This window comes from Microbacterium sp. F51-2R, assembly GCF_052180235.1.
Lineage (GTDB): Bacteria > Actinomycetota > Actinomycetes > Actinomycetales > Microbacteriaceae > Microbacterium.
The window spans coordinates 1,738,305-1,759,794 of record NZ_CP197470.1 but is presented as its reverse complement, the minus strand read 5'-3'; the positions used below and the strand labels follow the sequence as shown (position 1 = coordinate 1,759,794).

The window sequence follows — 21,490 nt, the reverse complement described above, 5'->3', positions numbered from 1 at the left end:
CGAGGGCGACGCCGGTTCGAGGAGCGGATGCCTCAGAGGGTGACCGCCAGGGGGTCGAAATCCGCCGCGAGGGAGCCCACCTCGTCGAGGGTGCTCTCGACGGGCACGAACGAGCCGCGTTCGACCGACTCCTCGATCGCCAGCAGCGTGTCGAGCACGTGGTACCCGAAGCGTCCGGTCGCGACGTGGGGACGACCGGCGCGGATCGCGCGGGCCATATCGAGCAGCCCGAGGCCGCGGCCGGTGAGCACGCCTTCCAGCGGGACGTCGAGCGTCTCCTGGATGACGGGGGCCGGCGGCACCACGGCCTGCGTGAGCGGACGGGTGATCGTGATCGCGCCACCGCCGCCGAAGGTGTTGGGGTCGGGGATGACCATCGTGCCCTCGGTGCCGGTGATCTCGACCACGCCGTGGCGCAGCAGCGGCGAGTCGGTGCTGTACAGGCTCTGCGCCTGGCCGCCGTCCTCGAAGCTGATCAGCGCCGAGACGGTCGACGGGATCTCGATGGGGAACTCCTCGCCCGCGAGCGGGCCGACCTGCACGAGCCGCGACTCCGAGCCCTTGAGGCCGAGCGCCGCGACCGATGCGACGGGACCGAAGACGTGGACGAGCGCCGAGACGTAGTAGGGGCCCATGTCCAGCAGCGGCCCGCCGCCGCGCGCGTAGAGGAAGCCGGGGTTCGGGTGGAAGATCTCCGGGCCCTGCCACTGGAAGCTCGTCGAGGCGAAGAGGGGGCGGCCGATGTCGCCGCGGGCGATCGCGCGCTTGGCGGTCTGGACTCCGGGGCCGAGCACCGTGTCGGGGGCGAGACCGACGCGCAGGCCCGCGGCATCCGCCTTCTCGAGCATCCCGAGCGAAGACTCGCGATCGATGCCGATCGGCTTCTCGCTCCACACGTGCTTGCCCGCCGCGAGGATGGCCTCGGAGACCTCGACGTGCGCCGCCGGGATCGTGAGGTTCACGACGATCTCGATGTCGGGGTGGCCGAGGACGACGTCGACGCTGCCCGCCGACGGCACGCCGTACTTCGCGGCCTGCTCGCGAGCGCGATCTTCCAGCACGTCGCCGACGGCGAGCACCCGCACGTCGGGGAAGGTCGTGAGGTGCGCGAGGTACTGATCGCTGATGTTGCCGGCGCCGATGAGCCCGACGCCGACGGGACCCGAGCCCGCCATCAGCGGACGATCCCGTCGAGGTAGAGGCGGCTCTTCTCGACCGCGTCGAAGAGGTCGCCCTCGTAGTGGTCGAACTCGACGATCGCGAGCTCGAGCGCGGGCGCGGCGGCGATCGCGTCTGCGAGCGGCACGACGCCCGCGCCGGCGGGCACCTGATCGGCCGGGGGGTAGGCCGCGACGGCCTCGGGGTCGAGCGTGCCGTCCTTCGCGTGCACGGCGACGACGCGGTCGCCGAGGCGCTCGAGCAGTGCGACGGGATCGACGCCGCCCCGCGCGACCCAGTACAGGTCGACCTCGAGCACGACGCGCGGGTCGAGGAGGCCCGCGAGCACCTCGAGCCCGGTCTTGCCGTCGAAGGTCGCCTCGAGTTCGTGCGCGTGGTTGTGATAGCCGACGCGGATGCCTTCTGCCTCACCGATCTCGGCGGCGGCGTTGAGCAGCCGCGCGGTGTGCTCGATCTGCTCGACGCTCTGCCAGCGGTCGGGCGCCGTGTAGGGGTCGATCACGATGCCCATGCCGAGCGTCTTGGCAGCGGCGAAGACCTCTGCCGGCGTCGGGACGGGGAGGGTCGTGCCGCTGCCGTCGGGATTGACGAACGACTCCGACGCGAGGAAGGCGTGCCCAGAGGGGGCGGCGATGCCGTGCGCCGACAGCGCGGCGGCGAGGGGCTCGGCGCGGCGCACGAAGTCGTAGGGCTCGGCGGCCGTGAAGCCGCGGGCGGCGACCTCGGCCAGCGTGCCGTCGAGGTCGCTCTCGAGCGCCTCGCGGAGGGTGAACAACTGGATGGACGTGAGGACCGGCATCGGTCAGGGCTCCTTGATTCGGCGATGAAAGGGACGAGGCATCCGCTCGTGAAAACCGACGCTAGCACAACAAACCTCCGCGTGGAGGTTTTGTGTGGATAGGATGCTGACGTGACCGACGAAGCCCTTCCGCCCCGTCCGCGCGGGTCGTACGCGAAGGGCGTCGCGCGTCGCCAGGAGATCCTCGACCGGGCGATCGAGGTCTTCGCCGAGCGCGGCTCCGACAAGACGAGCCTCCGCGCCATCGCGCAGGAGGTGGGCGTCACCCACGCGGCCCTGACGCACCACTTCGGCTCGCTGGAGGCGCTGCTGGTCGAGGTCTACCGCGAGTTCGAGCGCCGCGGCGACCGGGACGATCCACACTCGTCCGATGCGACGCCGGTCGGGATCATGCAGGAGTCCGCGCGCCGCAACCGCACCGTCGCTGGTCTCGTGCAGCTCTACTCGATGCTCGTCGCCGCCGCGCTGGAGGAAGGGCATCCCGCCGCCCGTGACTTCGCGACCCGTCGGTTCGCGGCGCTGCGCCACGAACTCGCCGAGCTCGTGCGAGGCCATCAGCGCGACGGCGTCCTGCGCGAGGACGTCGACCCCGACGCGGTCGCGGCGCTCGTGATCGCGGCATCCGACGGCCTTCAGACCCAGTGGCTGCTCGACCCCGACGCTCCGCAGGACGAGGCGCTCGCACTGCTGGAGAAGCTGCTCGCCCACCCCTGAGCGCGCCCCTGTTCCCCTTCCATTGTACGGAGGGGGGTGGGGCTTGCGGCAAGGGCCCCCTGTCGGGGCAGAATCGATCCTCGCTTCGCCCTCGCCGCCCGCCTCTCGGCCGCGTCCCGGTCGGGGAGTGGCGCTCGCGTCCGGGAGATCGTGTCGAATCCCCCGACCGGGCGCGATCTCTCCGGCATCCTCACAGCAGGCGAGCACCACCCCGGAAGTGGAGTCCACCGCATGTCGCCTCTCACCACCAGCGTCTTCGATCTGCCCGAGAACCTCGCCGCCAAGGCCGACCCCGCTCTCACCGAGCGCGACGACCGGCACTTCGCGGCCATCGCCGAGAGCCTCGCCGACACGATCGCCGACCTCTCGCGCCGCCTCGACGCGCTGCGGCTCGCGCCCGTCGGCGAGGGCCAGGCCGCCCTCGACCGCGACCTCGACATCCACCGCCTGAGCGCGCGACTGCGGACCCTGCGCCGCTTCAGCCTCGACGCGTGCCTCGGCCGCATCGTGCCCGAGGACGGCGAGCCCGTGTACATCGGGCGCTTCGGATTGCAGGATGCCGCGGGCCACCGCCTCCTCGTCGACTGGCGCGCACCGGCGGCCGAGCCCTTCTTCGCCGCGACGCACGCGAACCCCCAGGGCCTCGCGAGCCGCCGTCGCTACCGCTGGGGGAGCGGGCGCGTGCGGGACTACTGGGACGAGGTGTTCACGCCCGAAGGCCTCGAGTCCGCCGCCGCGCTCGACGACCAGTCCGCGTTCATCGCGAGCCTCGGCTCGAACCGGTCGGCGCGCATGCGCGACGTGCTGGGCACGATCCAGGCCGATCAGGACGCCATCATCCGCGCCCCCTCCGAGGGCGCGCTCGTCGTCGACGGGGGCCCCGGCACGGGCAAGACCGTCGTCGCGCTGCACCGCGCCGCCTACCTCATCTACGCCGACCCGCGGCTCGGGCGGGGGAGCGGCGGGGTGCTCTTCGTCGGGCCGCACGAGCAGTACCTCGCCTACGTGTCGGACGTGCTCCCGAGCCTCGGCGAGGAGTCGGTGCAGACGTGCATGATCCGCGACCTCGTGCGCGAGGGCGCCGGCGCGCGCGCCGAGACCGACCCGGCCGTCGCGCGGCTCAAGGCCGACTCCCGCATGGTCGCCGCGATCGAGCCCGCCGTCGCGCTGTACGAGGAGCCGCCGACGACGCCGCTCGTCATCGAGACGACGTGGGCCGACCTCCTGCTGACGCCCGCGGACTGGGCCGAGGCCTTCGCGTCGCCCGAGCCGGGCACCCCGCACAACGAAGCGCGCGACCAGGTGTGGGAGACGGTGCTCGAGATCCTCGGCGACCAGCTCGGCGGCGAGGTGCCGCCGCACCAGCTGCGCCGCGCGCTCGCGCGCCACGAGGAGCTCGCCCGCGTCTTCCAGCGGGCGTGGCCGCTGATCGAGGCATCCGTCGTCGTCGCGGACCTCTGGTCGGTGCCGGCGTACCTCCGTAGATGCGCCCCGTGGCTCACCCGCGAAGAGGTGCAGCTGCTGCAGCGAACGGATGCCGCGGCCTGGACCGAGTCGGACCTCCCGCTGCTCGATGCCGCCCGCCGGCGCCTCGGCGATCCCGCCGCCGCGCGGCGTGCACGCGAGCGCGAGGCCGCTCTCGCGGCGGAGCGGGCCGAGCGCGAGCGTGTCGCCGATGAGCTCATCGCGGCCGACGACTCGGAGATGCTCATCATGACGATGCTCCGCGGGCAGGATCTCGTGAACTCGCTCGAGGACGAGTCGGGGATCGTCCGTCCCGACGCCGATCTGCTCGCGGGGCCGTTCGCGCACATCATCGTCGACGAGGCGCAGGAGCTGACCGACGCGCAGTGGCGGATGCTGCTGAGCCGCTGCCCGTCGCGGAGCTTCACGATCGTCGGCGACCGCGCGCAGGCCCGCCACGGCTTCACGGAATCGTGGGAGGAGCGCCTCGCGCGGATCGGGCTGCACGACGTCTCGCTCCGGTCGCTCACGATCAACTACCGCACCCCCGAGGAGGTCATGGCCGTCGCCGAGCCGGTCATCCGCGCGGCCATCCCCGACGCGAACGTGCCCACCTCGATCCGGGCGGCGGGCATCCCGGTGCATCACGGGCGGGCGGCGGAACTCGACGAGCTCGTCGCCGAGTGGCTCGTCGCCCACGCCGAGGGGGAGGGGGTCGCGTGCGTCATCGGCGCGCCCGGCTTCCCCGACTCGGCTCGCGTGCGCTCGCTCGATCCCGAGCACGCCAAGGGGCTCGAGTTCGACTTCGTCGTGGTCGTCGACCCCGACGACTTCGGCGAGGGGATCGAGGGGGCGGTCGACCGCTATGTCGCCATGACACGCGCGACGCAGCGGCTCGCGGTCCTGACGCCGTGAGCGGGTCGCCGTCGTCGAGGGCTGCAGTTTCCTGCGAACGCTACGTCGCGCGACGTGGCGCTCGCAGGAAACAGTGGCGCTCGCGAGCGCGCGCGCGTGCGACGGGTCGTGCTGAGCAAGTACGGTCGAACCATGGCCGTGCGGGATGACGAGGTCGATCTGCTCATCGATGCGTGGGGGCAGCGGCTTCCCGACGTCGACCTCACGCCCCTCGACGTCATGTCGCGGCTGCGCCGGGTCGCGGCCCGTCTCGCACGCCTGCGCGCGGGGGCGTTCCGCACGGCGCGGCTCGCGGCGTGGGAATTCGACGTGCTCGCGGCGCTCCGCCGCGCCGATCCGCCGCATCAGCTCGCGCCGGCACAGCTGATCGAGCGGACCATGACCAGCAGCGCCGGCATGTCGGCGCGGCTCGCGAGTCTCATGGAGCGCGGCCTGATCGAGCGGGAGCCCAACCCGAACGACGGGCGCAGCATCCTCGTGCGCATCACGGCGGAGGGCGCGACCCGCGTCGACATCGCGATGCGCGAGCTCGTGCGACGGGAGGAGGAGGCCCTCGCCGGCGTGAGCCCGCGCGACCGGGCCGAGCTCATCCGTCTCCTGCGGCTGCTCATGGATGTCGACGAGGCCGACGCGGGCGACGAGACCGGCTAAAGCGACGAGGTGGAGCGGCGCACGACGAGCTCCGTCGGCAGCTCGATCTGGTGCTCGGGGAGCACCACGCCGCGCCCCAGCCTGTCGACGAGGTCGACGGCGAGGGCGGCCATCTCGTGGATCGGCTGGCGGATCGTCGACAGCGGCATGCCGCCGGCCGGCCTCGGCTCGTCGTCGAAGCCGATCACGCCGATCTCGTCGGGAACGCGCCGCCCCGCCCTCAACATGGCTGAGATCACCGTGTGGGCGACGGCGTCGTTGACGGCGAAGACGCCGAGTCGGGCATCCGCCGACAGCGCGACGAGCCGCTCGATCCCGGCACGCGAGACCCCGCCGATCCAGTCGGCGTCGATGACCTCCACACGTGCCTCGGGCACCTCCCGGGCGAGGGATTCGCGGAAGCCCTGTTCGCGCGCCCGGCCGAACCGGTAGCGCAGGGCGCTCGTGACGAAGACGAAGCGCTCGTAGCCCTGCGACACGAGGTGGTGCGCGGCATCCGCCCCGCCCCTGCGGTTCGTCGCCCCGACCGTGACGATCCCGGGCTCGGTGTCGGCCCGCGGATCGAGAACGACGCTCGGGACGGCGAAGTCGGCGATGAGGTCGAGCTGTCGCCGGGTCGGCGTGATGATCGCGAAGACCACGCCCGACGAGCGCCGTGCCGCGACGCGGGCGGGCCAGTCATCGAGCGGGTCGTCGCGCTCCTTCGTCAGCACGAGGTCGTAGCCGAGGGCGAACGCCCGCTCGTGCGCGCCGAGGATCGCCTGGTGCGTCCACGGGCCGCCGAGGCCGCCGAGCACGAGCTCGATGAGCCGCTGGTCGGTCTGGGCCCTCCGCCCCCGCGGCGTCGTGCCGCGGTCGTAGCCGAGCCGCGCCGCCGCGTCGAGCACGCCGCGCCGCGTCGCGGGCGAGTAGTCGCCGCGACGCGACAGCACGCGTGAGGCCGTGCTCGCCGAGACGCCCGCCGCCTCGGCGACGTCGGCGAGCGATGCCCGTCGGATCGCGTCGTCGCTCATCGCCCTATTTTTGCGCAGTATTCGGACGACGGATGCCGCGGGCTGGCATCGTCGTGAGCCGGAGGTGGTGTTCGATGGCGACGCCGACACGGAAGGCCCTCGTGGTGCGCGGGGGATGGGACGGGCACAAGCCCGTCGAAGCGACGGAGCGGTTCCTGCCGTTCCTGCGCGAGAGCGGGTTCGACGTGCGCGTCGAGGAGACGACGGCCGTCTACGCCGACGCGGACGAACTGGCCGCGACCGATCTCATCGTGCAGTCCGTCACGATGTCGGAGATCTCGCGCGAGGAGCTCGCGGGGCTCCGCGCCGCCGTCGAGGCCGGCACGGGCCTGACCGGCTGGCACGGCGGCATCGCGGATTCGTTCCGAGCATCGTCGGACTACCTCCAGCTCGTCGGCGGGCAGTTCGCGACGCATCCCGCTGTGGGGCCCGGGGTCGAGCGCGCCGAGGGCGAGGAGAACTACCGCGACTACACCGTGGAGTTCACCGAGCTCGGGCGGAGGCATCCGATCACGGAAGGCCTCGACGACTTCACGCTGCGCACCGAGCAGTACTGGGTGCTCTTCGACGAGCTCAACGACGTGCTCGCCACGACGACGCACCCCGCCGAGCCGGAGCAGCCGTGGCGCCGCCCCCACACCTCGCCCGCCGTCTGGACGCGCGAGTGGGGCGCGGGCCGCATCGTCGTCACGACGCCCGGCCACAGTCCCGACGTGCTCGATCACCCGAGCGTGCGCACCATCATCGAGAGGGGAATGCTGTGGGCAGCCCGCACCGCATCGGCATCGTAGGACTCGGCTTCATCTCGAAGGTCTACCTCGAGACCCTCACGGCCGCACCGGACGTCGAGATCACCGCTGTCGCCGATCTCGATCGTGCGCGGGCGGATGCCGTGGCCGGCGCCCTGCCGTCGGCTCGCGCGCGGTCGGTCGACGAGCTCGTGGCCGCCGCCGACGTCGACGTCGTCCTCAACCTCACGATCCCGGCCGCGCACGCCGAGATCGCGCTCGCCGCGATCGCGCACGGCAAGGACGTCTACGGCGAGAAGCCCCTCGCGGCCTCCTTCGCGGATGCGCAGGAGATCGTCCGCGCCGCGAAGGCCGCCGGCGTGCGCGTCGGCTGCGCGCCCGACACGGTGCTCGGCACGGGTGTGCAGACCGCGCGGGCCGTGGTCGACGCGGGCGAGATCGGACGCCCGGTCGCCGCGACGGCGCAGATGGTCACCCCAGGGCACGAGCGCTGGCACCCGAACCCCGACTTCTACTATCAGCCCGGCGGCGGCCCGCTCCTCGACATGGGGCCGTACTACGTGACGGCGCTCGTGCAGCTCCTCGGCCCGGTGACGTCGGTGATCGGCGCGGGCAGCCGCCTGCGCTCGGAGCGCGTCATCGCGAGCGGAGACCGCGCCGGTGAGCGCGTTCCCGTCGACGTGGACTCGCACGTCACCGGCATCCTCGAGCACGCCTCGGGGGCGCTGTCGACCCTCACCACGACGTTCGACGGCACCGCGACCAAGGCTCCGCCGATCGAGGTGCACGGCGAGACCGGATCGCTCGGCGTCCCCGACCCGAACCACTTCGACGGCGACGTGTCGCTCCACGCGCTCGGCGGCTCGGGCTGGACGCCCGTCGCGCTGCGCGCCGGCATCGCGGGCGCGGCGCGCGGCATCGGGCTGCTCGATCTCCTCCGCGCGGCGGACGGCGTCGCTCCGCGCGCGTCGGGCGACATGGGCCTGCACGTGCTCGAGATCATGACGGGGATCCTTGAGTCCGCGGCATCCGGATCGCGTGTGAGCCTCGCCACCACCGTCGAGCGTCCTCCGCTCGTGCCGTTCGCGCCGCTCGCGTGAGGCACGGCGCCTGACGGTTGACGGATGCCGCAGGCTCGGCGAGCCCGCACCCCTGTCGCGCGGCGCCCGGCCGAAGTACGGTGTCAGCGTGAAGCGGATATGGCCGTTCGTCGTGCCCGGTGCGATCCTCGTCGTCGTCGGCATCGTGTGGACTCTGCAGGGGATCGGCGTGCTGGGCGGGTCGGCGATGACCGGCTCGACGGTGTGGGCCATCGTGGGCCCCATCGTCGCGGTGGTCGGAGTCGTGCTCATCGTGGTGGGCATCGCGCGGCGGCGCCGCACCGAGGACTGAGACCCGTGCTCGAGCAGTCCCCGGTCCCCGAGCGGGCGAAGCGAGGTGGGGGGCCGGCCGGCGCCGTCAGGCCCCGGGTTCGCCGGCCGATCGGCGCACGGCCGCCCACACCGGGGTGCGCGCCGCGGCCCGCCGATGCGCGCGGACGAGCCAGATGACATCCCGCCCGAACGACTCCAGGAGCAGAGCGAGCGCCACCCCGACAAGGGCTTGAGCGACCCACAGCGGGAGGAGCTCGGTTGCCGCGACGACCAGCGCGATGCCCGCCACAGCCGTCACGACCTTGCGCCAGTACCTCGGGGGCAGGGTCTGGTTCATCCACGGCCAGATCCACCCGGCGGCGACGAAGGCGTAGCGAAGTGCTCCGATCGCGACGACCCACCAGCCGAGCGCCGGCGCCACGGCGAGGCCGAGGACGAGCAGGAGGAACGCGTCGACCTCCATGTCGAACCGCGCGCCGAGGTCGCTCGTCGTGCCGGTGCGCCGTGCGATCCACCCGTCCACCGCATCGAGGGCGAGCGCGGGCGCGGCGAGGCCGACGAGCAGCGCGGCCCGCACCTCCTGTGTGGACGCCCCGACAAGACCGCCGCCGAACCCCGTCTCGCCGGGCCCCGCGCCGCCCGCCCCCGCAGCGAACAGCCCCGTCGCGACGAGCGCCGTCACGAGGCCCACGAGGGTCGAGCGGACGAGCGTCGCGGCGTTGGCGGGTCCGAAGCGGGTCAGACCGCTCGCATGCAACCCCCTCGCCAGAAGGACGTCGGAGACGACAAGGTAGGCGATACCGGCAATCCAACCAAGGGGTGACAGATGTCCCATCGCGGTGAGCACGACCAGTCCGGCGACGCCGCCGGCCACAGACCACAGCGGCACGAGCTGAACCTTTTCCATCACGCCGTCCGTTCCTCTTCCATGGGTACCACTCATGGAACGGATCCGACCCCCCGCGTCGTTCACTTGCGGATCGCAGCGGCATGAGGCAGGCGACAGCGTTCTGGGTGGAGCGTCCGGGTCACGGGGCTCTCCGGCGGCAGCCGCTCGACGAACCGCGCCGCGGGGAGGTGCTCGTGCGCACGCTCTACACCGGCATCAGCCGTGGCACCGAGTCGGTCGTCTTCCGCGGCGAAGTGCCCGAGAGCGAGCACACCCGCATGCGCGCGCCGTTCCAGCGCGGCGACTTCCCCGCGCCCGTCGAGTACGGGTATCTCAACGTCGGCGTCGTCGAAGACGGGCCGCGCGCCCTCATCGGCCGCACCGTCTTCACGCTCTACCCCCACCAGTCCGCGTTCGTCGTGCCCGACAGTGCGGTGGCGGTCGTGCCCGCCGACATCCCGGCACGCCGCGCCGTGCTCGCCGGTGCCGTCGAGACCGCCGTCAATGTGCTGTGGGATGCCGCGCCCCTCGTCGGCGACCGGATCGCCGTCATCGGAGCCGGCATGATCGGCTGCGCCGTCGCGCGCATCGCCTCTGGTCTTCCCGGCGCCGACGTGGCGATCATCGACGTCGACCCCGACAAGGCGGCCGTGTGCGAGCGGCTCGGCGTGGCCTTCTGCCTCCCCGATCAGGCGCCGGACGAGCGCGATCTCGTGATCGACACGAGCGGCTCGGAGGCGGGGCTGCAGCTCGCCCTCCGCTGCGCCGCGACCGAGGGCGAGATCATCGAGGCGAGCTGGTTCGGCGATCGCTCCGTGACCCTCGACCTCGGCGGGGCCTTCCACTCCCGGCGCCTGTCGATCCGCTCGAGCCAGGTGGGCATGGTGTCGCCGCGCCGTCGTGGCACGCGCTCCTTCGCCGATCGGATGGCGCTCGCCGTCGCGCTGCTGCGCGACCCCGCGTTCGACGCGCTCCTGACCGGCGACTCGTCCTGGCGCGACCTGCCGGGCATCATGGCCGGGATCGCGGACGGCTCGACCCCGGGCCTGTGCCACACGATCGACTGGAGAGACGCCGCATGACCTACTCCCTGACCGTCCGCGACCACATGATGATCGCGCACAGCTTCACCGGCGAGATGTTCGGGCCCGCGCAGCGGCTGCACGGCGCGACGTTCGTCGTCGATGCGACGTTCCGGGCCGCCGAGCTCGACGCCGACGGCGTGGTCGTCGACATCGGGCGTGCGTCGGAGGCGCTGCGCGGCATCCTCTCGCCCCTGTCATATCGCACCCTCGATGACGAGCCGCAGTTCCGCGGGGTCAACACGACGACCGAGCGCCTGTGCCGCCATGTCGCCGACCGGCTCGTCGAGCTCGCCCGCGCGGGCGAGCTCGGCGGGGCGGGACTGAGCGGCATCGTCGTGACCCTCCATGAGTCGCACATCGCCTGGGCGTCGTACGAGGTCGATCTGTGACCCCTCCGCGCGCCGTGACCTTCGTCGTCCCCGAGGGGGTCGACGACCCGGCGCGCGTGAGCGGGGGCAACGTCTTCGACCTGCGGGTGCGCGAGGGGCTCGCCGCGCTCGGATGGAAGGTGCCTCTCGTGACGGCGACGGGGGAGGCCGCGGCATCCGCTCTGCGCACCGTCGAAGACGGCGGACTCGTGCTCATCGACGGACTCGTCGCGGCGCACGCGTCGGAGGCGGTCGCGGTCGAGGCGAAGCGGCTGCGGATCGTCGTGCTCGCGCACATGGACTCGACGGCGTTCCCGGATGCCGATGCCGGCGCCGTCGAGGGCGAGAGGCGTGCGTTCGCCGCGGCCGCGCGCATCGTCGCGACGAGTGCCTGGACCGCCCGCCGGCTCACCGAGAGCGGGACCGTCGGCGAGGACGCGGTCGTCGTCGCGCCGCCCGGTGCCGAGGAGGCCTCGGCGGCGGAGGGCACGCCGGAGGGCACGTCGTTCCTGTGCATCGGCGTCGTCGCGCCGCACAAGGGACAGGACGTGCTGGTCGACGCCCTCGCGCAGCTCGACGCAGGCGCCGGCTGGACGTGCACGATCGCCGGCGCGCTCGACGTCGATCCGGCCTTCGCCCTGGCCGTCGAGCGCCGCATCGATGCCGCGGGCATCGCGGGGCAGGTCCTCCTCGCGGGCGTCCTCTCCGGACCTTCCCTCGACGACGCCTATCATCGCGCCGACCTCGTCGTGGCCCCGTCACGCGTCGAGAGTTACGGCATGGTCGTCGCCGACGCGCTGCGCCGGGGCATCCCGGTCGTCGCGAGCGACGTGGGCGGCATCCCCGAGGCGACGCGCACGACCTCCGCCGCGACCCTCGTGCCGCCCGGCGACCCGGCTGCACTCGCCGACGTGCTCCGTAGCTGGATGACCGACCCCGACCTCCGATCCCGCCTCACTGCGACGGCCCGACGCGATCGCCTGCGGGTGCCCGGGTGGAACGAGACCGCCGCGCACGTCGCGGCCGCACTCGAGGAGGCGCGATGACCGACGTCATCCTCGTCTCCGCCGAGTGGCTCACGCTGCGCGAGCAGACAGACGCCCGCTCCCGCTCCCGGCGGCTCGCCGAGGCCGCGGCCCGGCTGGTGGACGGCCCCCTGATCGTCCACGACCTCGGCAGCGGCACGGGGTCGATGATGCGGTGGCTCGCCCCCTTCCTCCCCGGACCGCAGACGTGGGTGCTCCACGACTGGAACCGCGACCTTCTCGCCCGCGCGGCGGCGAGCCGCGGCGTCGACGCCGAAGGAGCAGCCGTCGACGTCGAGACGAGCGTCGAGCACGTCGAGCATCTCTGTCCCGAAGACCTCGCCGGCGCATCGCTCGTCACGGCGTCGGCGCTCCTCGACGTGCTGACCCGCGAAGAGCTCGATGCCGTGGTCGAGGCGTGCGTCGCGGCCGGCGCCCCCGCGCTCTTCAGCCTCAGCGTCGTCGGCCGCGTCCGGCTCGAGCCCGCCGACCCCGGAGATCACGTCTTCCAGGAGGCGTTCAACGACCACCAGCGCCGTCTCGCCGACGGGCGGCAGTTGCTGGGTCCGGATGCCGCGGCCACCGCGGCAGAGTCGTTCCGCCGCGCCGGGTGGAGCGTCCGGCTCGCCGACTCGCCGTGGCGCCTGGGCTCCGCCGACCCCGCACTGACCGCGGGGTGGCTGGAGGGATGGGTCGCCGCCGCGATCGAGCAGCGCCCCGCTCTTCTGGAGTGGGGCGACGAATACATCCTCCGGCGCATGCGCCAGCTCGCCCGCGACGAGCTGCGCGTCGTCATCCATCACGCCGACCTGCTGGCCTCGCCGACATGACCGCACCGACTGAGATCACCAGGATCCGCGCCGTGATCATGAGGATCCGCGCCGCGTTCGCGTCGCGGCGTGCGCGGGGGTGGGCGAAGGCCGCGGTCGGCGCGACGATCCTCGTCGCCATCGCGCTCCAGGTGGGCGGTGCGCCGTTCGTCCGTGGGCTCGCATCGCTCTCGGCGGGCCCGATCGCCGCCGCCCTCGGGCTCGCGGCCGTCGCCACGTGGGCCGCCGCGTGGCGCTGGCGGCTCATCGCGGGGGGACTCGGCATCCCTCTGCGGACGACCGGAGCGCTCGCCGCCTACTACCGCTCGCAGCTGCTCAACTCGGTGCTTCCCGGCGGCGTCGCCGGCGACGTGCACCGGGCCGTCGCGCACGGGCGCGACGTCGACCAGGTCGCGCACGCGTCGCGTGCCGTCGTCGCCGAGCGTACGGCGGGCCAGGTGGTGCAGCTGGGCCTTGCCGCCGTCGTACTGGCATCGCTCGGCGTCTGGGCATACGCTCCCGCTGTGGGCGTGATGCTCCTCGCGGTCGTCGTCGCCTGCGTCGGGATCGCCTTCGCAGCGACGATGAGTCGGCGTGCCCGCGCGATCGTGATGCGCGAGCTCGCGCATCTCCGGTCCGCTTTCGCGGGACGGCGCACGGTGGTGGGCGTCGTCGTCGCCTCGCTCGTGGTCGTCATCTGCCACGTCTCGACCTTCGTCGTCGCCGCGCTCGCGGTCGGCGTCGCGGCCTCCCCGCCGAGACTGGCTGCGGTCGGTCTCATCGCCGTGCTCGCCGGCTCCATCCCGCTCAACATCGGCGGGTGGGGGCCGCGCGAAGGTGCCGCGGGCTGGGCCTTCGCGACGGTCGGCCTCGGGTCGGCGACGGGCGTGGCCGTCTCGACCGCGTACGGCGTGCTCGCGCTCATCGCCGTGACTCCGGGGCTCGCCGTGATCGCGGCATCCGTTCTGCGCCGCCGCCGCGCCGGCGTCGCGAGCCGCTCTGCCCGCGTGCTCGCCCCCCTAGGGGGGCGCTGAGATGCCGCGCCCGTACGTGACCCTCAGCTGCGCGATGTCGATCGACGGCTACCTTGACAGCGCCGACCCGCGCAAGCTGCCGATGTCGAACAGCGCCGACTTCGACCGCGTCGACCAGCTGCGCGCCGACAGCGACGCGATCCTGGTCGGCGCGTCGACGGTGCGCCGCGACGACCCGCGGCTGCTCGTGCGCAGCGAGGAGCGGCAGCTGCGGCGCACGGCGGCAGGGCTGCCGTGCTCGCCCCTCAAGATCACGGTCACCGCGACGGGCGAGATCCCGTGCGAGGCCGCGTTCTTCCGAGAGGGGGATGCCGAGAAGATCGTCTACTGCCCGCATGGCGTGGTGGCGAGACTCGCCCCGCGCCTCGACGGGGTCGCGACCGTCGTGGGCATGGGCGACGGCGAGGTGTCGATGGCCGACGTGCTCGACGATCTCGGCGCGCGGGGCGTGCGGCGGCTGATGGTCGAGGGCGGCGGGCATGTGCACACGCAGTTCCTCGTGGACGAGCTGGCCGACGAGCTGCAGCTCGTGGTCGCGCCGTTCTTCGTGGGGGAGGCGCGCGCGCCGCGGTTCGTCGAGGCCGGTCGCTTTCCGTGGAACGCCAAGCACCGCGCGACCCTCGCCGAGACGAGGCAGATCGGCGACGTCGTGCTGCTGCGGTATGCCCTGTCGAGCCGATTCCGCCTCGAGAGCGACGAGTCCGCATGCGAGCGGCGCCCGCTCGCCCGCTCGTAGCGGGCCGGGGAGGACGGCCCGGCGTGGCAGGGCGCGGTGTGGAGGGGCCCGGCGTGGATGGGCGCGGGGTGAGCGGCGCGGTGCACGAGCGTCGGAGAACGAGCGGACGTAGGACCCACCGGCGCGAAACCTCCTTCCTCCGCGCGGACTCCTACCCTCGTGAGGCCGGCGAGTCCCGCGCGGCGACGATCGCGGCCTTCGCGACGATCGTCCTCGCGGCGCTCCTTCCCGGCGCGCTCACCGCGGGGAGTCCCCGGGCCCTCCTCGGCATCCCCTTCGAGGCCGTCGCGCTCGTGCTCCTCATGCTCGTGCTGCCGTGGCGCGCCGCCCGCATCGTCGTCGCCGGGCTCTTCGCGGCCCTCGTCGTCGCGGCGATCATGCTCGGGGGGCTCGACCTCGCCTTCATGGCGACGATCGACCGCCCGTTCCAGGCTGACGGCGACTGGCCGCAGGTCGTCGCCGCGGCGGGCGTCGTGGCCGATACGACGGGCCCCGTCGGCCTCGTGGTGGCGCTGGCGCTCCTTGCGGCTGTGTTCGCGGCGCTCGTCTGTGCGCTGGCCGCGGCGGCGCTGCGTGCGGGCCGCTCGGTGGCCGGCGCCGGGCGCGGTGGCCGGCGCGTGGCCTTCGTCGTCGCGACGGCGTGGATCGTCGGCGCCCTCCTCGGCACGCAGCTCACCCCGGGTGTGCCGCTGGCGTCGGCGGACGCCGCGCGCGCCATCGCCGGGACGACGGAGCAGACGGCTCTCGGCATCCGTGAGCGGGAGGCGTTCGAGCGCGCGCTGCGCGCGGATGACTACGGCCCGGGCGAGGGTCTCCTCTCGGCCCTCGCCGGCAAAGACGTCGTGTTCGCATTCATCGAGAGCTACGGCCGCGTCGCGATCGACGGATCGAGCTTCTCGAGCGGCGTCGAGCGCGTCCTGCGCGACGGCGGCGACCGGCTCGCCCGCGACGGATACCTGTCGCGCAGCGCCTTCCTCTCGTCGCCGACCTTCGGGGGCGTGAGCTGGCTCGCCCACTCGACGCTGCAGAGCGGCCTGTGGGTCGACACCCCGCAGAAGTACGCGCAGCTCACCGCGAGCGGTCGGTTCACCCTCGCCCGCGCGTTCCGCGACGCGGGCTGGAGCACCGTCGACGTCGTGCCCTCCAACAAGGAGGACTGGGCCGCCGGCTCCGAGTTCTACCGCTACGGAACGATCCTCGACTCGCGCAGCCTCGGATACCGGGGGCCCATGTTCAGCTACGCCCGCGTGCCAGACCAGTTCACCTGGCGGCGATTCCACGACCGCATGCTGACGCCCGGCCACGCGCCCGTCATGGCCGAGATCGACTTCGTCTCGTCGCACACGCCCTGGACGCCGCTGCCGACCCTCGTGCCGTGGGACGAGCTCGGCGACGGATCGGTCTATGCGCCGCAGGCAGCCGCCGGCGATCCCCCGGTCGTGGTGTGGCAGGACCCTGCGCGCGTGAGGCAGATGTACGGCGCGTCGATCCAGTACTCCCTCGGGGCGCTCTTCTCCTACCTCGAGACGTATGACTCGCCCGACCTCGTGCTCGTCGTGGTGGGCGATCACCAGCCCGCCCGCATCGTGAGCGGCGACGACGCCGACCACGACGTGCCGATCACGGTCATCGCGAAAGACCCTGTGGTCATGGCGCGCATCGATGCGTGGGGGTGGCAGCCGGGAGTGCTCCCGTCACGTGACGCTCCGGTGTGGCGAATGGATGCCTTCCGCAACCGCTTCTTCGCCGCCTTCAGCGGGGCGCAGTCCGGCCGGTGACCCCGCGGCCGAGGCATCCGTCGTCGCACCTGCATCGCGCCCGCGCGCACAGGGGTAGGAGTCCGAGCGAGGGTAGGACGGTGGGGCGGGAATTGTCCTACCTCCGCGCGATCTCCTACGCCGGTGAGCCGGCGGCCATGGCCCATCCGGACCCCGCACGCCGGATCCGGCACACGGCCCCCCACGCCGGACCCCGCACGCCCCACCCGAGCCGACACCCATGCCGAGGCATCCGTCGACCCCCTCGTCAGCGGCGCAGCGTCTCGGACGGGCGCTCGCCGTACTGGTCGGCGTAGAGCTGGGCGAAGCGCCCGGCGTGCACGAAGCCCCAGCGGCGCGCGACATCGCGCACGGCGACGCGCGCATCGGTGGCGGTGCGCAGCTCTTCGTGCGCCGCGCGCAGGCGCATGCGACGCAGGTAGTGCGAGGGCGTCATCTCGAACTGCCGCTGGAAGGCCGACTGCAGGGCGCGCGTCGAGACGCCGGCCGCGATCGCGATGTCGGCGATCGAAATGGGGTCCTGCAGGTGCTGCTCCATGTGCGAGATGGCGCGGCGCACGGCGCGAGAGGTCGCGGTCGGGCGCGGGGCCGTGAGATCCACGATCGGGAACGCCGCCAAGACGCTCGTCATCGTCTGGTTGATGATCTGCGCCCGTACGAGCGGGGCGTCGCGCAGCGACGGGTCGGCGATGAGCGTCGCCTCGACGAAGCGCAGCGACTCGATCATGAGCGCGTGGTGACGTGAGTCGCCGTTGATGCCGTCGTAGCGCAGCGGCGCCGACTCGGCGCCGGTGAGAGCCTGCGCCGTCCGCCGCACCGTGTCGCCGTCGATGCGGAGCGTGCGGATGTGCAGGCCGCTGAACTCGACGCGCAGGTCGCGTCCCGGCGGCACGAGGAACGGCACGGAACCCGGTCCCGACTCGCGCCCCGCCCGCCACCGATGCCGGCCCGCTGCCGCGTGCGCGACGACGAGGTCGGGGAACGACTCGGTGCCGGACCGGCAGCTGCCGCCGAACCGGAGGGTCGCGGCCGAGAAGCCGTCGTGCGCGACCGCCGCGGCCTCGTAGCGGAAGTCGGCGGGAGGGTCGGCGACCAGGGCCAGCGTCGTCCCGTACAGGTCGCGCATCGAGTGGCGTGCCTCATCGATGCTCGTCGTGCGTGCGATGCGCCGTGAGTAGGGCGTCTCCAGGTCGTCCATCATCCTCGCGTGGGCGTAGTGAAGCCAGTGCGAGGGGCGGAATACACCTTACGATGTGCGACGGGTTCGCAGTCGCACCACCGGCGGGGCGCCGGTGTACCGGCACTTCGGTCAACTTTCTCGGACGACGCCCGACGACCCCGCGACACTGTCCCGTTCCCGAATGCGGCATCCTTTCCGCGCACGCGGGAGGTGACGGATGCCGCGGTCCGGCCCCGCCCGAGGGTCAGTAGCCTTCCGCGGCTCGGGGCGTGTACGGCTCCTCGAGGCGCTCCATCTCGCCGTCGCTCAGCTCGATGCCGACGGCGGCGACGGCGTCCGAGAGGTGCGCCGGGCGGGTCGCCCCGACGATCGGCGCCGTGATCGCGGGCTTGCGGAGCATCCAGGCGAGAGCGATCTGGGCGCGCGAGACTCCGCGCTCCTCGGCGATCGCCGCGACCGCGTCGACGATGCGGCGATCGGATGCCTCGTTCCGACGGTAGAGCGTCCGGCCGAAGGCATCCGTCTCACTGCGACCGGTCGTCTCGCCCCAGGCGCGGCTGAGGCGGCCGCGGGCCAGCGGCGACCACGGGATGACCCCGATCCCCTGGTCGAGGCAGAACGGGTGCATCTCCCGCTCCTCCTCGCGCTGGATGAGGTTGTACTGGTCCTGCATCGAGATGAAGCGGGTCCAGCCGTGCAGGTCGGCGGTGTACTGCAGCTTCGCGAACTGCCACGTGCTCATGCTCGACGCGCCGAGGTAGCGCACCTTGCCGGCCCGGACGATGTCGTGCAGCGCCTCCATCGTCTCCTCGACGGGCGTCGTGGGATCGAAGCGGTGGATCTGGTAGAGGTCGATGTAGTCGGTCCCGAGGCGGCGGAGCGAGGCATCCACCGCCGCCATGATGTGCTTGCGCGACAAGCCTCCACTGTATTCCGACTCCCGCATACGGCCGTGCACCTTCGTCGCGATGACGACGTCGTCGCGATCGGCGAGTTCGCGCAGCGCCCGCCCCGTGATCTCCTCGCTCGACCCGTTGGAGTAGACGTCGGCGGTGTCGAAGGTCGTGATCCCGGCTTCGACGGCCTGGCGGAAGAACGGCAGCGCCTCGTCGTAGCCGACCGACCAGGCATGCGTGCCCTGGTCGGGGTCGCCGTAGCTCATGCAGCCGAGGATGATGCGCGAGACGCGAAGACCGGAGTCTCCGAGGCGGTGGAGTTGCATGGATGCTCCTCAGGGGATGGATGCCGCGAGCCGAAACGCCCGCACACTCAGTCTCGCCGAGTCGGCGCGTCGCGGGGCCTCGGAGGGTACGTTGGGGAACGTTGCCCTCGCCCTGCATCGAGGAGGACCCGTGAATCGTCTGCTATCCGGAGCGGCCGTCGTCCTGGCCGTCATGCTCACCACGACCGGCTGCGGTTTCCTGGCCGAGATGGGTACGAGCAAGCCCTACACGCGCAGCGGTGTCGGCGTGAACATCCACGACGTCGGGCCGCTGGAGATCCGCAATGTGCTCATCGTCGCCAACGAGGACGGAACCGAGGGCAACCTCATCGCGGCGATCGTCAACCCCACCGAGGACCGCCAGGTTCTGCACGTCCGGGTGGGCGAGGACTCTTCCGCGGCCCTCGACATCCCTGTTCCCGCCAACTCGACCGTCAGCTTCGGCGAGAAGGACAGTCTCGAAGATCCTCCGCTGATCGAGGGTCTGGGAGCGCTGCCCGGCGCCATGGTGGCCGTCTCCTTCCAGGTCGGCGACGAGGAAGGCGTCCTCCGGCAGATCCCCGTCCTGGACGGGTGCCTGCCCTATCTCGAGGGGCTGGAGCCGGACGGGCGCCGTACGCCGGGCGAATGCTCCTGACGCTGACGCCGGCGGAGAGGCTCTTCAGGGGACGGATGCCGCGACCGGGGCCCGCCCGTAGGCCCTCGTCTTGCGGGGGCCGCGCACGGGGTCAGAACAGCCGCGCGATCCGGCGGACGATGGTAACGGCGCCGACGATCGAGAGCACCCACGGACCCGCGACGATGAGCGGGTCGAGCCAGGCGTGCCGGAGGTCGGCGCGATGGCGTCCGAACCTGGACGAGATGGGGTGGCGCCCGCGTTCGCCGAGGATGCCCGTCTGCGTGATCGGGTTGTCGGGCCGGAGCGTCGCGAATGACCGCACGTGCGCGCCGATGGCCTCTACGCGGTCGCCGGCGATGAGGAGCAGCCAGTGCGCGGCGCGCGCCTCGCTGTAGCGCGCATAGGCGAAGCGGCGGATGGCCCCGGAGACGCCGTGGAGGGGCTGGGCGGTTCCGAAGACCGGTGTCAGGCGCAGGTGCTCGAGGGAGCGCTCGCGGTTGCCGGGGTCGGGCTGGCTCTCGGGGAGGTCCCAGTGGGCTCCCGTCTCCTCGGGGGCGAATCGCTCCTTCGGATACGACGGCCGGTCGGCGGGGTCGAGGTCGGCTCCCCACCCCGGGATGCGGGTGCGCAGCTCATCGGCCGACTCGGGGAGCGCGGGCTTGCGGGCGGTGTACGGCATGACGGTGTCTTTCCTGTCCGGACGTCAGACGGCGGTCGGCCGCACGACGGTCTTGATGCAGTCGTCGAGCTTGGCCGAGAACATGTGGTACCCCTCGGCGATCTCGTCGAGGGGGATCCGGTGCGTGATCATGTCGCGCGGTGAGATGCGCCCCTCCTGGATGTGTTCGAGAAGGCGCGGCCACTGCCGCTTGACCGGCGCCTGATTCGTGCGGATCGTGAGGCCCTTGTTCATCGCGTCGCCGAACTTCACGGCGCTGAACAGTGGTCCGTAGGCGCCCACGACCGAGACGTTGCCGCCCTTGCGCACCGCATCGATCGCCCAGTTGAGCGCGATCGGCGAGCCGCCCTGCAGCTTGAGCTTGGCCGACGTGATGTGCTGTGTGAGGTTGCCGTCGGCCTCGGCGCCGACGGCGTCGATCACGACGTCGGCGCCGAGCCCGTCGGTCGCCTTCTTGAGCAGCACCACGACGTCATCGACCTGCGCGAAGTTGTGGGTCTCGGCGAACGCGAACTCCCGCGCCTTCTCGAGGCGGTAGTCGAGGTGGTCGACGACGATGACGCGTCCCGCTCCCATGAGCCAGGACGAGCGGGCGGCTGCGAGGCCCACGGGTCCGGCGCCGAACACGACGACCGTGTCGCCCTCGACGATGTCGCCGAGCTGCGCGCCGAAGTAGCCCGTCGAGAACGCGTCGGTGAGCATGAGCGCGTCCTCGTCGTGAAGCCAGTCGGGGATGATCGAGGGTCCGACGTCGGCGAAGGGCACGCGGACGAGCTCCGCCTGCCCGCCGTCGTATCCCCCCGCCGTGTGCGAGTATCCGTAGATCCCGCCGACGGCCGTGGCGTTGGCGTTGACGTTGTGGCAGTTGGAGTACAGGCCCCTCGCGCAGAAGAAGCACGAGCCGCAGAAGATGTTGAACGGCACCATGACGCGGTCGCCGGCTTTGAGGTTCTGAACCGACGGGCCGACCTGCTCCACCCGGCCGATGAACTCGTGACCGAAGGTGTGGCCGATCCGGAGGTCGGGCATCATCCCGTGGAACAGGTGCAGGTCGGATCCGCAGATCGCCGCGAGCTCGACGCGCACGATGGCGTCGTTCGGGTGCTGGATGGTCGGATCGGGCTTCTCTTCGACGCGGACTTTGTACGGTCCGCGATACGTCATCGCCTTCATGTGGCACCCTCTCACTCGCGAGATGCCAGCCTGCGT

At 72.4% G+C, this 21,490-nt stretch carries 22 protein-coding genes; 14 read left to right on the top strand and 8 right to left on the bottom strand.

Translation table 11 applies throughout. The features are described from left to right. Nucleotides 1–32: 32 nt before the first annotated feature. Together ACSBPH_RS07920 and ACSBPH_RS07915 are read right to left on the bottom strand one after the other, a co-directional pair. Complete coding sequence (locus tag ACSBPH_RS07920; protein WP_442577043.1) at nucleotides 33–1,175, bottom strand: Gfo/Idh/MocA family protein; 1,143 nt, start codon at nucleotides 1,173–1,175, stop codon at nucleotides 33–35. Next, nucleotides 1,175–1,978, bottom strand: a complete 804-nt coding sequence (locus ACSBPH_RS07915; RefSeq protein WP_442577042.1) for a sugar phosphate isomerase/epimerase family protein — start codon at nucleotides 1,976–1,978, stop codon at nucleotides 1,175–1,177. The genes ACSBPH_RS07920 and ACSBPH_RS07915 overlap by 1 nt, the downstream gene beginning before the upstream one ends. 111 nt (nucleotides 1,979–2,089) lie before the next feature. On the opposite strand from ACSBPH_RS07915, the gene ACSBPH_RS07910 reads away from it, so the two are divergent. The 3 genes from ACSBPH_RS07910 to ACSBPH_RS07900 all read left to right on the top strand — a co-directional run bounded on the left by ACSBPH_RS07910 (nucleotide 2,090) and on the right by ACSBPH_RS07900 (nucleotide 5,722). Beyond that, nucleotides 2,090–2,692: a TetR/AcrR family transcriptional regulator gene (locus tag ACSBPH_RS07910; protein WP_442577041.1), complete on the top strand. Its 603-nt coding sequence runs from the start codon at nucleotides 2,090–2,092 to the stop codon at nucleotides 2,690–2,692. A gap of 231 nt (nucleotides 2,693–2,923) precedes the next feature. Beyond that, nucleotides 2,924–5,071, top strand: coding sequence for an RNA polymerase recycling motor ATPase HelR (gene helR, locus ACSBPH_RS07905; RefSeq protein WP_442577040.1), 2,148 nt, complete (start codon nucleotides 2,924–2,926; stop codon nucleotides 5,069–5,071). A 132-nt stretch (nucleotides 5,072–5,203) separates the two neighbouring features. Then, nucleotides 5,204–5,722 (top strand): MarR family winged helix-turn-helix transcriptional regulator, encoded by a 519-nt coding sequence (locus ACSBPH_RS07900; protein ID WP_442577039.1) that lies wholly within the window; start codon nucleotides 5,204–5,206, stop codon nucleotides 5,720–5,722. On the opposite strand, the gene ACSBPH_RS07895 is transcribed toward ACSBPH_RS07900, so the two are convergent. Then, nucleotides 5,719–6,735 (bottom strand): LacI family DNA-binding transcriptional regulator, encoded by a 1,017-nt coding sequence (locus ACSBPH_RS07895; protein WP_442577038.1) that lies wholly within the window; start codon nucleotides 6,733–6,735, stop codon nucleotides 5,719–5,721. The genes ACSBPH_RS07900 and ACSBPH_RS07895 overlap by 4 nt on opposite strands. A gap of 74 nt (nucleotides 6,736–6,809) precedes the next feature. Here ACSBPH_RS07895 and ACSBPH_RS07890 point away from each other — a divergent pair, with 74 nt between their 5' ends. The 3 genes from ACSBPH_RS07890 (at nucleotide 6,810) to ACSBPH_RS07880 (ending at nucleotide 8,876) form a co-directional block, all read left to right on the top strand. Continuing rightward, nucleotides 6,810–7,526: a ThuA domain-containing protein gene (locus ACSBPH_RS07890; protein ID WP_442577037.1), complete on the top strand. Its 717-nt coding sequence runs from the start codon at nucleotides 6,810–6,812 to the stop codon at nucleotides 7,524–7,526. Beyond that, a complete protein-coding gene (locus ACSBPH_RS07885) occupies nucleotides 7,496–8,584 on the top strand; it encodes a Gfo/Idh/MocA family protein (RefSeq protein WP_442577036.1) in 1,089 nt (362 codons plus the stop codon). The genes ACSBPH_RS07890 and ACSBPH_RS07885 overlap by 31 nt, the downstream gene beginning before the upstream one ends. Before the next feature lie 88 nt (nucleotides 8,585–8,672). Next, nucleotides 8,673–8,876, top strand: coding sequence for a hypothetical protein (locus tag ACSBPH_RS07880; protein WP_442577035.1), 204 nt, complete (start codon nucleotides 8,673–8,675; stop codon nucleotides 8,874–8,876). Between the two features lie 66 nt (nucleotides 8,877–8,942). On the opposite strand, the gene ACSBPH_RS07875 is transcribed toward ACSBPH_RS07880, so the two are convergent. Beyond that, nucleotides 8,943–9,764: a CDP-alcohol phosphatidyltransferase family protein gene (locus tag ACSBPH_RS07875; protein ID WP_442577265.1), complete on the bottom strand. Its 822-nt coding sequence runs from the start codon at nucleotides 9,762–9,764 to the stop codon at nucleotides 8,943–8,945. An 83-nt stretch (nucleotides 9,765–9,847) separates the two neighbouring features. Between ACSBPH_RS07875 and ACSBPH_RS07870 the strand changes: the two genes are divergently transcribed. From ACSBPH_RS07870 to ACSBPH_RS07840, 7 genes are read left to right on the top strand one after another with little or no spacing between them, the layout of a single operon-like run. After that, on the top strand, nucleotides 9,848–10,828 hold the full coding sequence (locus ACSBPH_RS07870; RefSeq protein WP_442577034.1) for a zinc-dependent alcohol dehydrogenase: 981 nt from the start codon (nucleotides 9,848–9,850) through the stop codon (nucleotides 10,826–10,828). Then, nucleotides 10,825–11,220 carry a 6-pyruvoyl trahydropterin synthase family protein gene (locus ACSBPH_RS07865; RefSeq protein ID WP_442577033.1) on the top strand — a complete coding sequence of 132 codons (396 nt, stop codon included), beginning with the start codon at nucleotides 10,825–10,827 and terminating at the stop codon, nucleotides 11,218–11,220. Before ACSBPH_RS07870 ends, ACSBPH_RS07865 begins: the two co-directional genes overlap by 4 nt. Next, nucleotides 11,217–12,245, top strand: coding sequence for a glycosyltransferase family 4 protein (locus tag ACSBPH_RS07860; protein ID WP_442577032.1), 1,029 nt, complete (start codon nucleotides 11,217–11,219; stop codon nucleotides 12,243–12,245). The genes ACSBPH_RS07865 and ACSBPH_RS07860 overlap by 4 nt, the downstream gene beginning before the upstream one ends. Continuing rightward, a complete protein-coding gene (locus ACSBPH_RS07855; protein ID WP_442577031.1) occupies nucleotides 12,242–13,054 on the top strand; it encodes an SAM-dependent methyltransferase in 813 nt (270 codons plus the stop codon). Before ACSBPH_RS07860 ends, ACSBPH_RS07855 begins: the two co-directional genes overlap by 4 nt. Further along, nucleotides 13,051–14,067: a lysylphosphatidylglycerol synthase domain-containing protein gene (locus tag ACSBPH_RS07850; protein ID WP_442577030.1), complete on the top strand. Its 1,017-nt coding sequence runs from the start codon at nucleotides 13,051–13,053 to the stop codon at nucleotides 14,065–14,067. Before ACSBPH_RS07855 ends, ACSBPH_RS07850 begins: the two co-directional genes overlap by 4 nt. Nucleotide 14,068: 1 nt before the next feature. Next, on the top strand, nucleotides 14,069–14,803 hold the full coding sequence (locus tag ACSBPH_RS07845) for a RibD family protein (RefSeq protein ID WP_442577029.1): 735 nt from the start codon (nucleotides 14,069–14,071) through the stop codon (nucleotides 14,801–14,803). A 53-nt stretch (nucleotides 14,804–14,856) separates the two neighbouring features. After that, entirely contained in the window at nucleotides 14,857–16,581 is a 1,725-nt protein-coding gene (locus ACSBPH_RS07840) for a CDP-alcohol phosphatidyltransferase (RefSeq protein WP_442577028.1), read from the top strand. Between the two features lie 247 nt (nucleotides 16,582–16,828). Here ACSBPH_RS07840 and ACSBPH_RS07835 read toward each other — a convergent pair whose 3' ends face one another. Continuing rightward, complete coding sequence (locus tag ACSBPH_RS07835) at nucleotides 16,829–17,779, bottom strand: helix-turn-helix domain-containing protein (RefSeq protein WP_442577027.1); 951 nt, start codon at nucleotides 17,777–17,779, stop codon at nucleotides 16,829–16,831. A 226-nt stretch (nucleotides 17,780–18,005) separates the two neighbouring features. After that, the gene (locus ACSBPH_RS07830; RefSeq protein WP_442577026.1) at nucleotides 18,006–18,983 is read right to left on the bottom strand and encodes an aldo/keto reductase; all 978 of its coding nucleotides are present in this window, start codon (nucleotides 18,981–18,983) and stop codon (nucleotides 18,006–18,008) included. Nucleotides 18,984–19,113: 130 nt separating this feature from the next. On the opposite strand from ACSBPH_RS07830, the gene ACSBPH_RS07825 reads away from it, so the two are divergent. Then, nucleotides 19,114–19,620, top strand: coding sequence for a DNA modification methylase (locus ACSBPH_RS07825; protein ID WP_442577025.1), 507 nt, complete (start codon nucleotides 19,114–19,116; stop codon nucleotides 19,618–19,620). A 91-nt stretch (nucleotides 19,621–19,711) separates the two neighbouring features. On the opposite strand, the gene ACSBPH_RS07820 is transcribed toward ACSBPH_RS07825, so the two are convergent. Together ACSBPH_RS07820 and ACSBPH_RS07815 are read right to left on the bottom strand one after the other, a co-directional pair. Further along, entirely contained in the window at nucleotides 19,712–20,281 is a 570-nt protein-coding gene (locus ACSBPH_RS07820; RefSeq protein WP_442577024.1) for a hypothetical protein, read from the bottom strand. 24 nt (nucleotides 20,282–20,305) lie between these two features. After that, on the bottom strand, nucleotides 20,306–21,454 hold the full coding sequence (locus tag ACSBPH_RS07815; protein ID WP_442577023.1) for a zinc-dependent alcohol dehydrogenase: 1,149 nt from the start codon (nucleotides 21,452–21,454) through the stop codon (nucleotides 20,306–20,308). Nucleotides 21,455–21,490: the final 36 nt, after the last annotated feature.

What these genes read in the sequence shown, in the direction of transcription:
- ACSBPH_RS07845 (WP_442577029.1), top strand. Translation starts at nt 14,069, where the DNA reads ATGCCGCGCCCGTACGTGACCCTCAGCTGCGCGATGTCGATCGACGGC.
- ACSBPH_RS07875 (WP_442577265.1), bottom strand. Translation starts at nt 9,764, where the DNA reads ATGGAAAAGGTTCAGCTCGTGCCGCTGTGGTCTGTGGCCGGCGGCGTC.
- ACSBPH_RS07870 (WP_442577034.1), top strand. Translation starts at nt 9,848, where the DNA reads ATGAGGCAGGCGACAGCGTTCTGGGTGGAGCGTCCGGGTCACGGGGCT.
- ACSBPH_RS07895 (WP_442577038.1), bottom strand. Translation starts at nt 6,735, where the DNA reads ATGAGCGACGACGCGATCCGACGGGCATCGCTCGCCGACGTCGCCGAG.
- ACSBPH_RS07890 (WP_442577037.1), top strand. Translation starts at nt 6,810, where the DNA reads ATGGCGACGCCGACACGGAAGGCCCTCGTGGTGCGCGGGGGATGGGAC.
- ACSBPH_RS07865 (WP_442577033.1), top strand. Translation starts at nt 10,825, where the DNA reads ATGACCTACTCCCTGACCGTCCGCGACCACATGATGATCGCGCACAGC.
- ACSBPH_RS07855 (WP_442577031.1), top strand. Translation starts at nt 12,242, where the DNA reads ATGACCGACGTCATCCTCGTCTCCGCCGAGTGGCTCACGCTGCGCGAG.
- helR (WP_442577040.1), top strand. Translation starts at nt 2,924, where the DNA reads ATGTCGCCTCTCACCACCAGCGTCTTCGATCTGCCCGAGAACCTCGCC.
- ACSBPH_RS07820 (WP_442577024.1), bottom strand. Translation starts at nt 20,281, where the DNA reads ATGCCGTACACCGCCCGCAAGCCCGCGCTCCCCGAGTCGGCCGATGAG.
- ACSBPH_RS07920 (WP_442577043.1), bottom strand. Translation starts at nt 1,175, where the DNA reads ATGGCGGGCTCGGGTCCCGTCGGCGTCGGGCTCATCGGCGCCGGCAAC.
- ACSBPH_RS07815 (WP_442577023.1), bottom strand. Translation starts at nt 21,454, where the DNA reads ATGAAGGCGATGACGTATCGCGGACCGTACAAAGTCCGCGTCGAAGAG.
- ACSBPH_RS07915 (WP_442577042.1), bottom strand. Translation starts at nt 1,978, where the DNA reads ATGCCGGTCCTCACGTCCATCCAGTTGTTCACCCTCCGCGAGGCGCTC.
- ACSBPH_RS07830 (WP_442577026.1), bottom strand. Translation starts at nt 18,983, where the DNA reads ATGCAACTCCACCGCCTCGGAGACTCCGGTCTTCGCGTCTCGCGCATC.
- ACSBPH_RS07900 (WP_442577039.1), top strand. Translation starts at nt 5,204, where the DNA reads ATGGCCGTGCGGGATGACGAGGTCGATCTGCTCATCGATGCGTGGGGG.
- ACSBPH_RS07850 (WP_442577030.1), top strand. Translation starts at nt 13,051, where the DNA reads ATGACCGCACCGACTGAGATCACCAGGATCCGCGCCGTGATCATGAGG.
- ACSBPH_RS07835 (WP_442577027.1), bottom strand. Translation starts at nt 17,779, where the DNA reads ATGGACGACCTGGAGACGCCCTACTCACGGCGCATCGCACGCACGACG.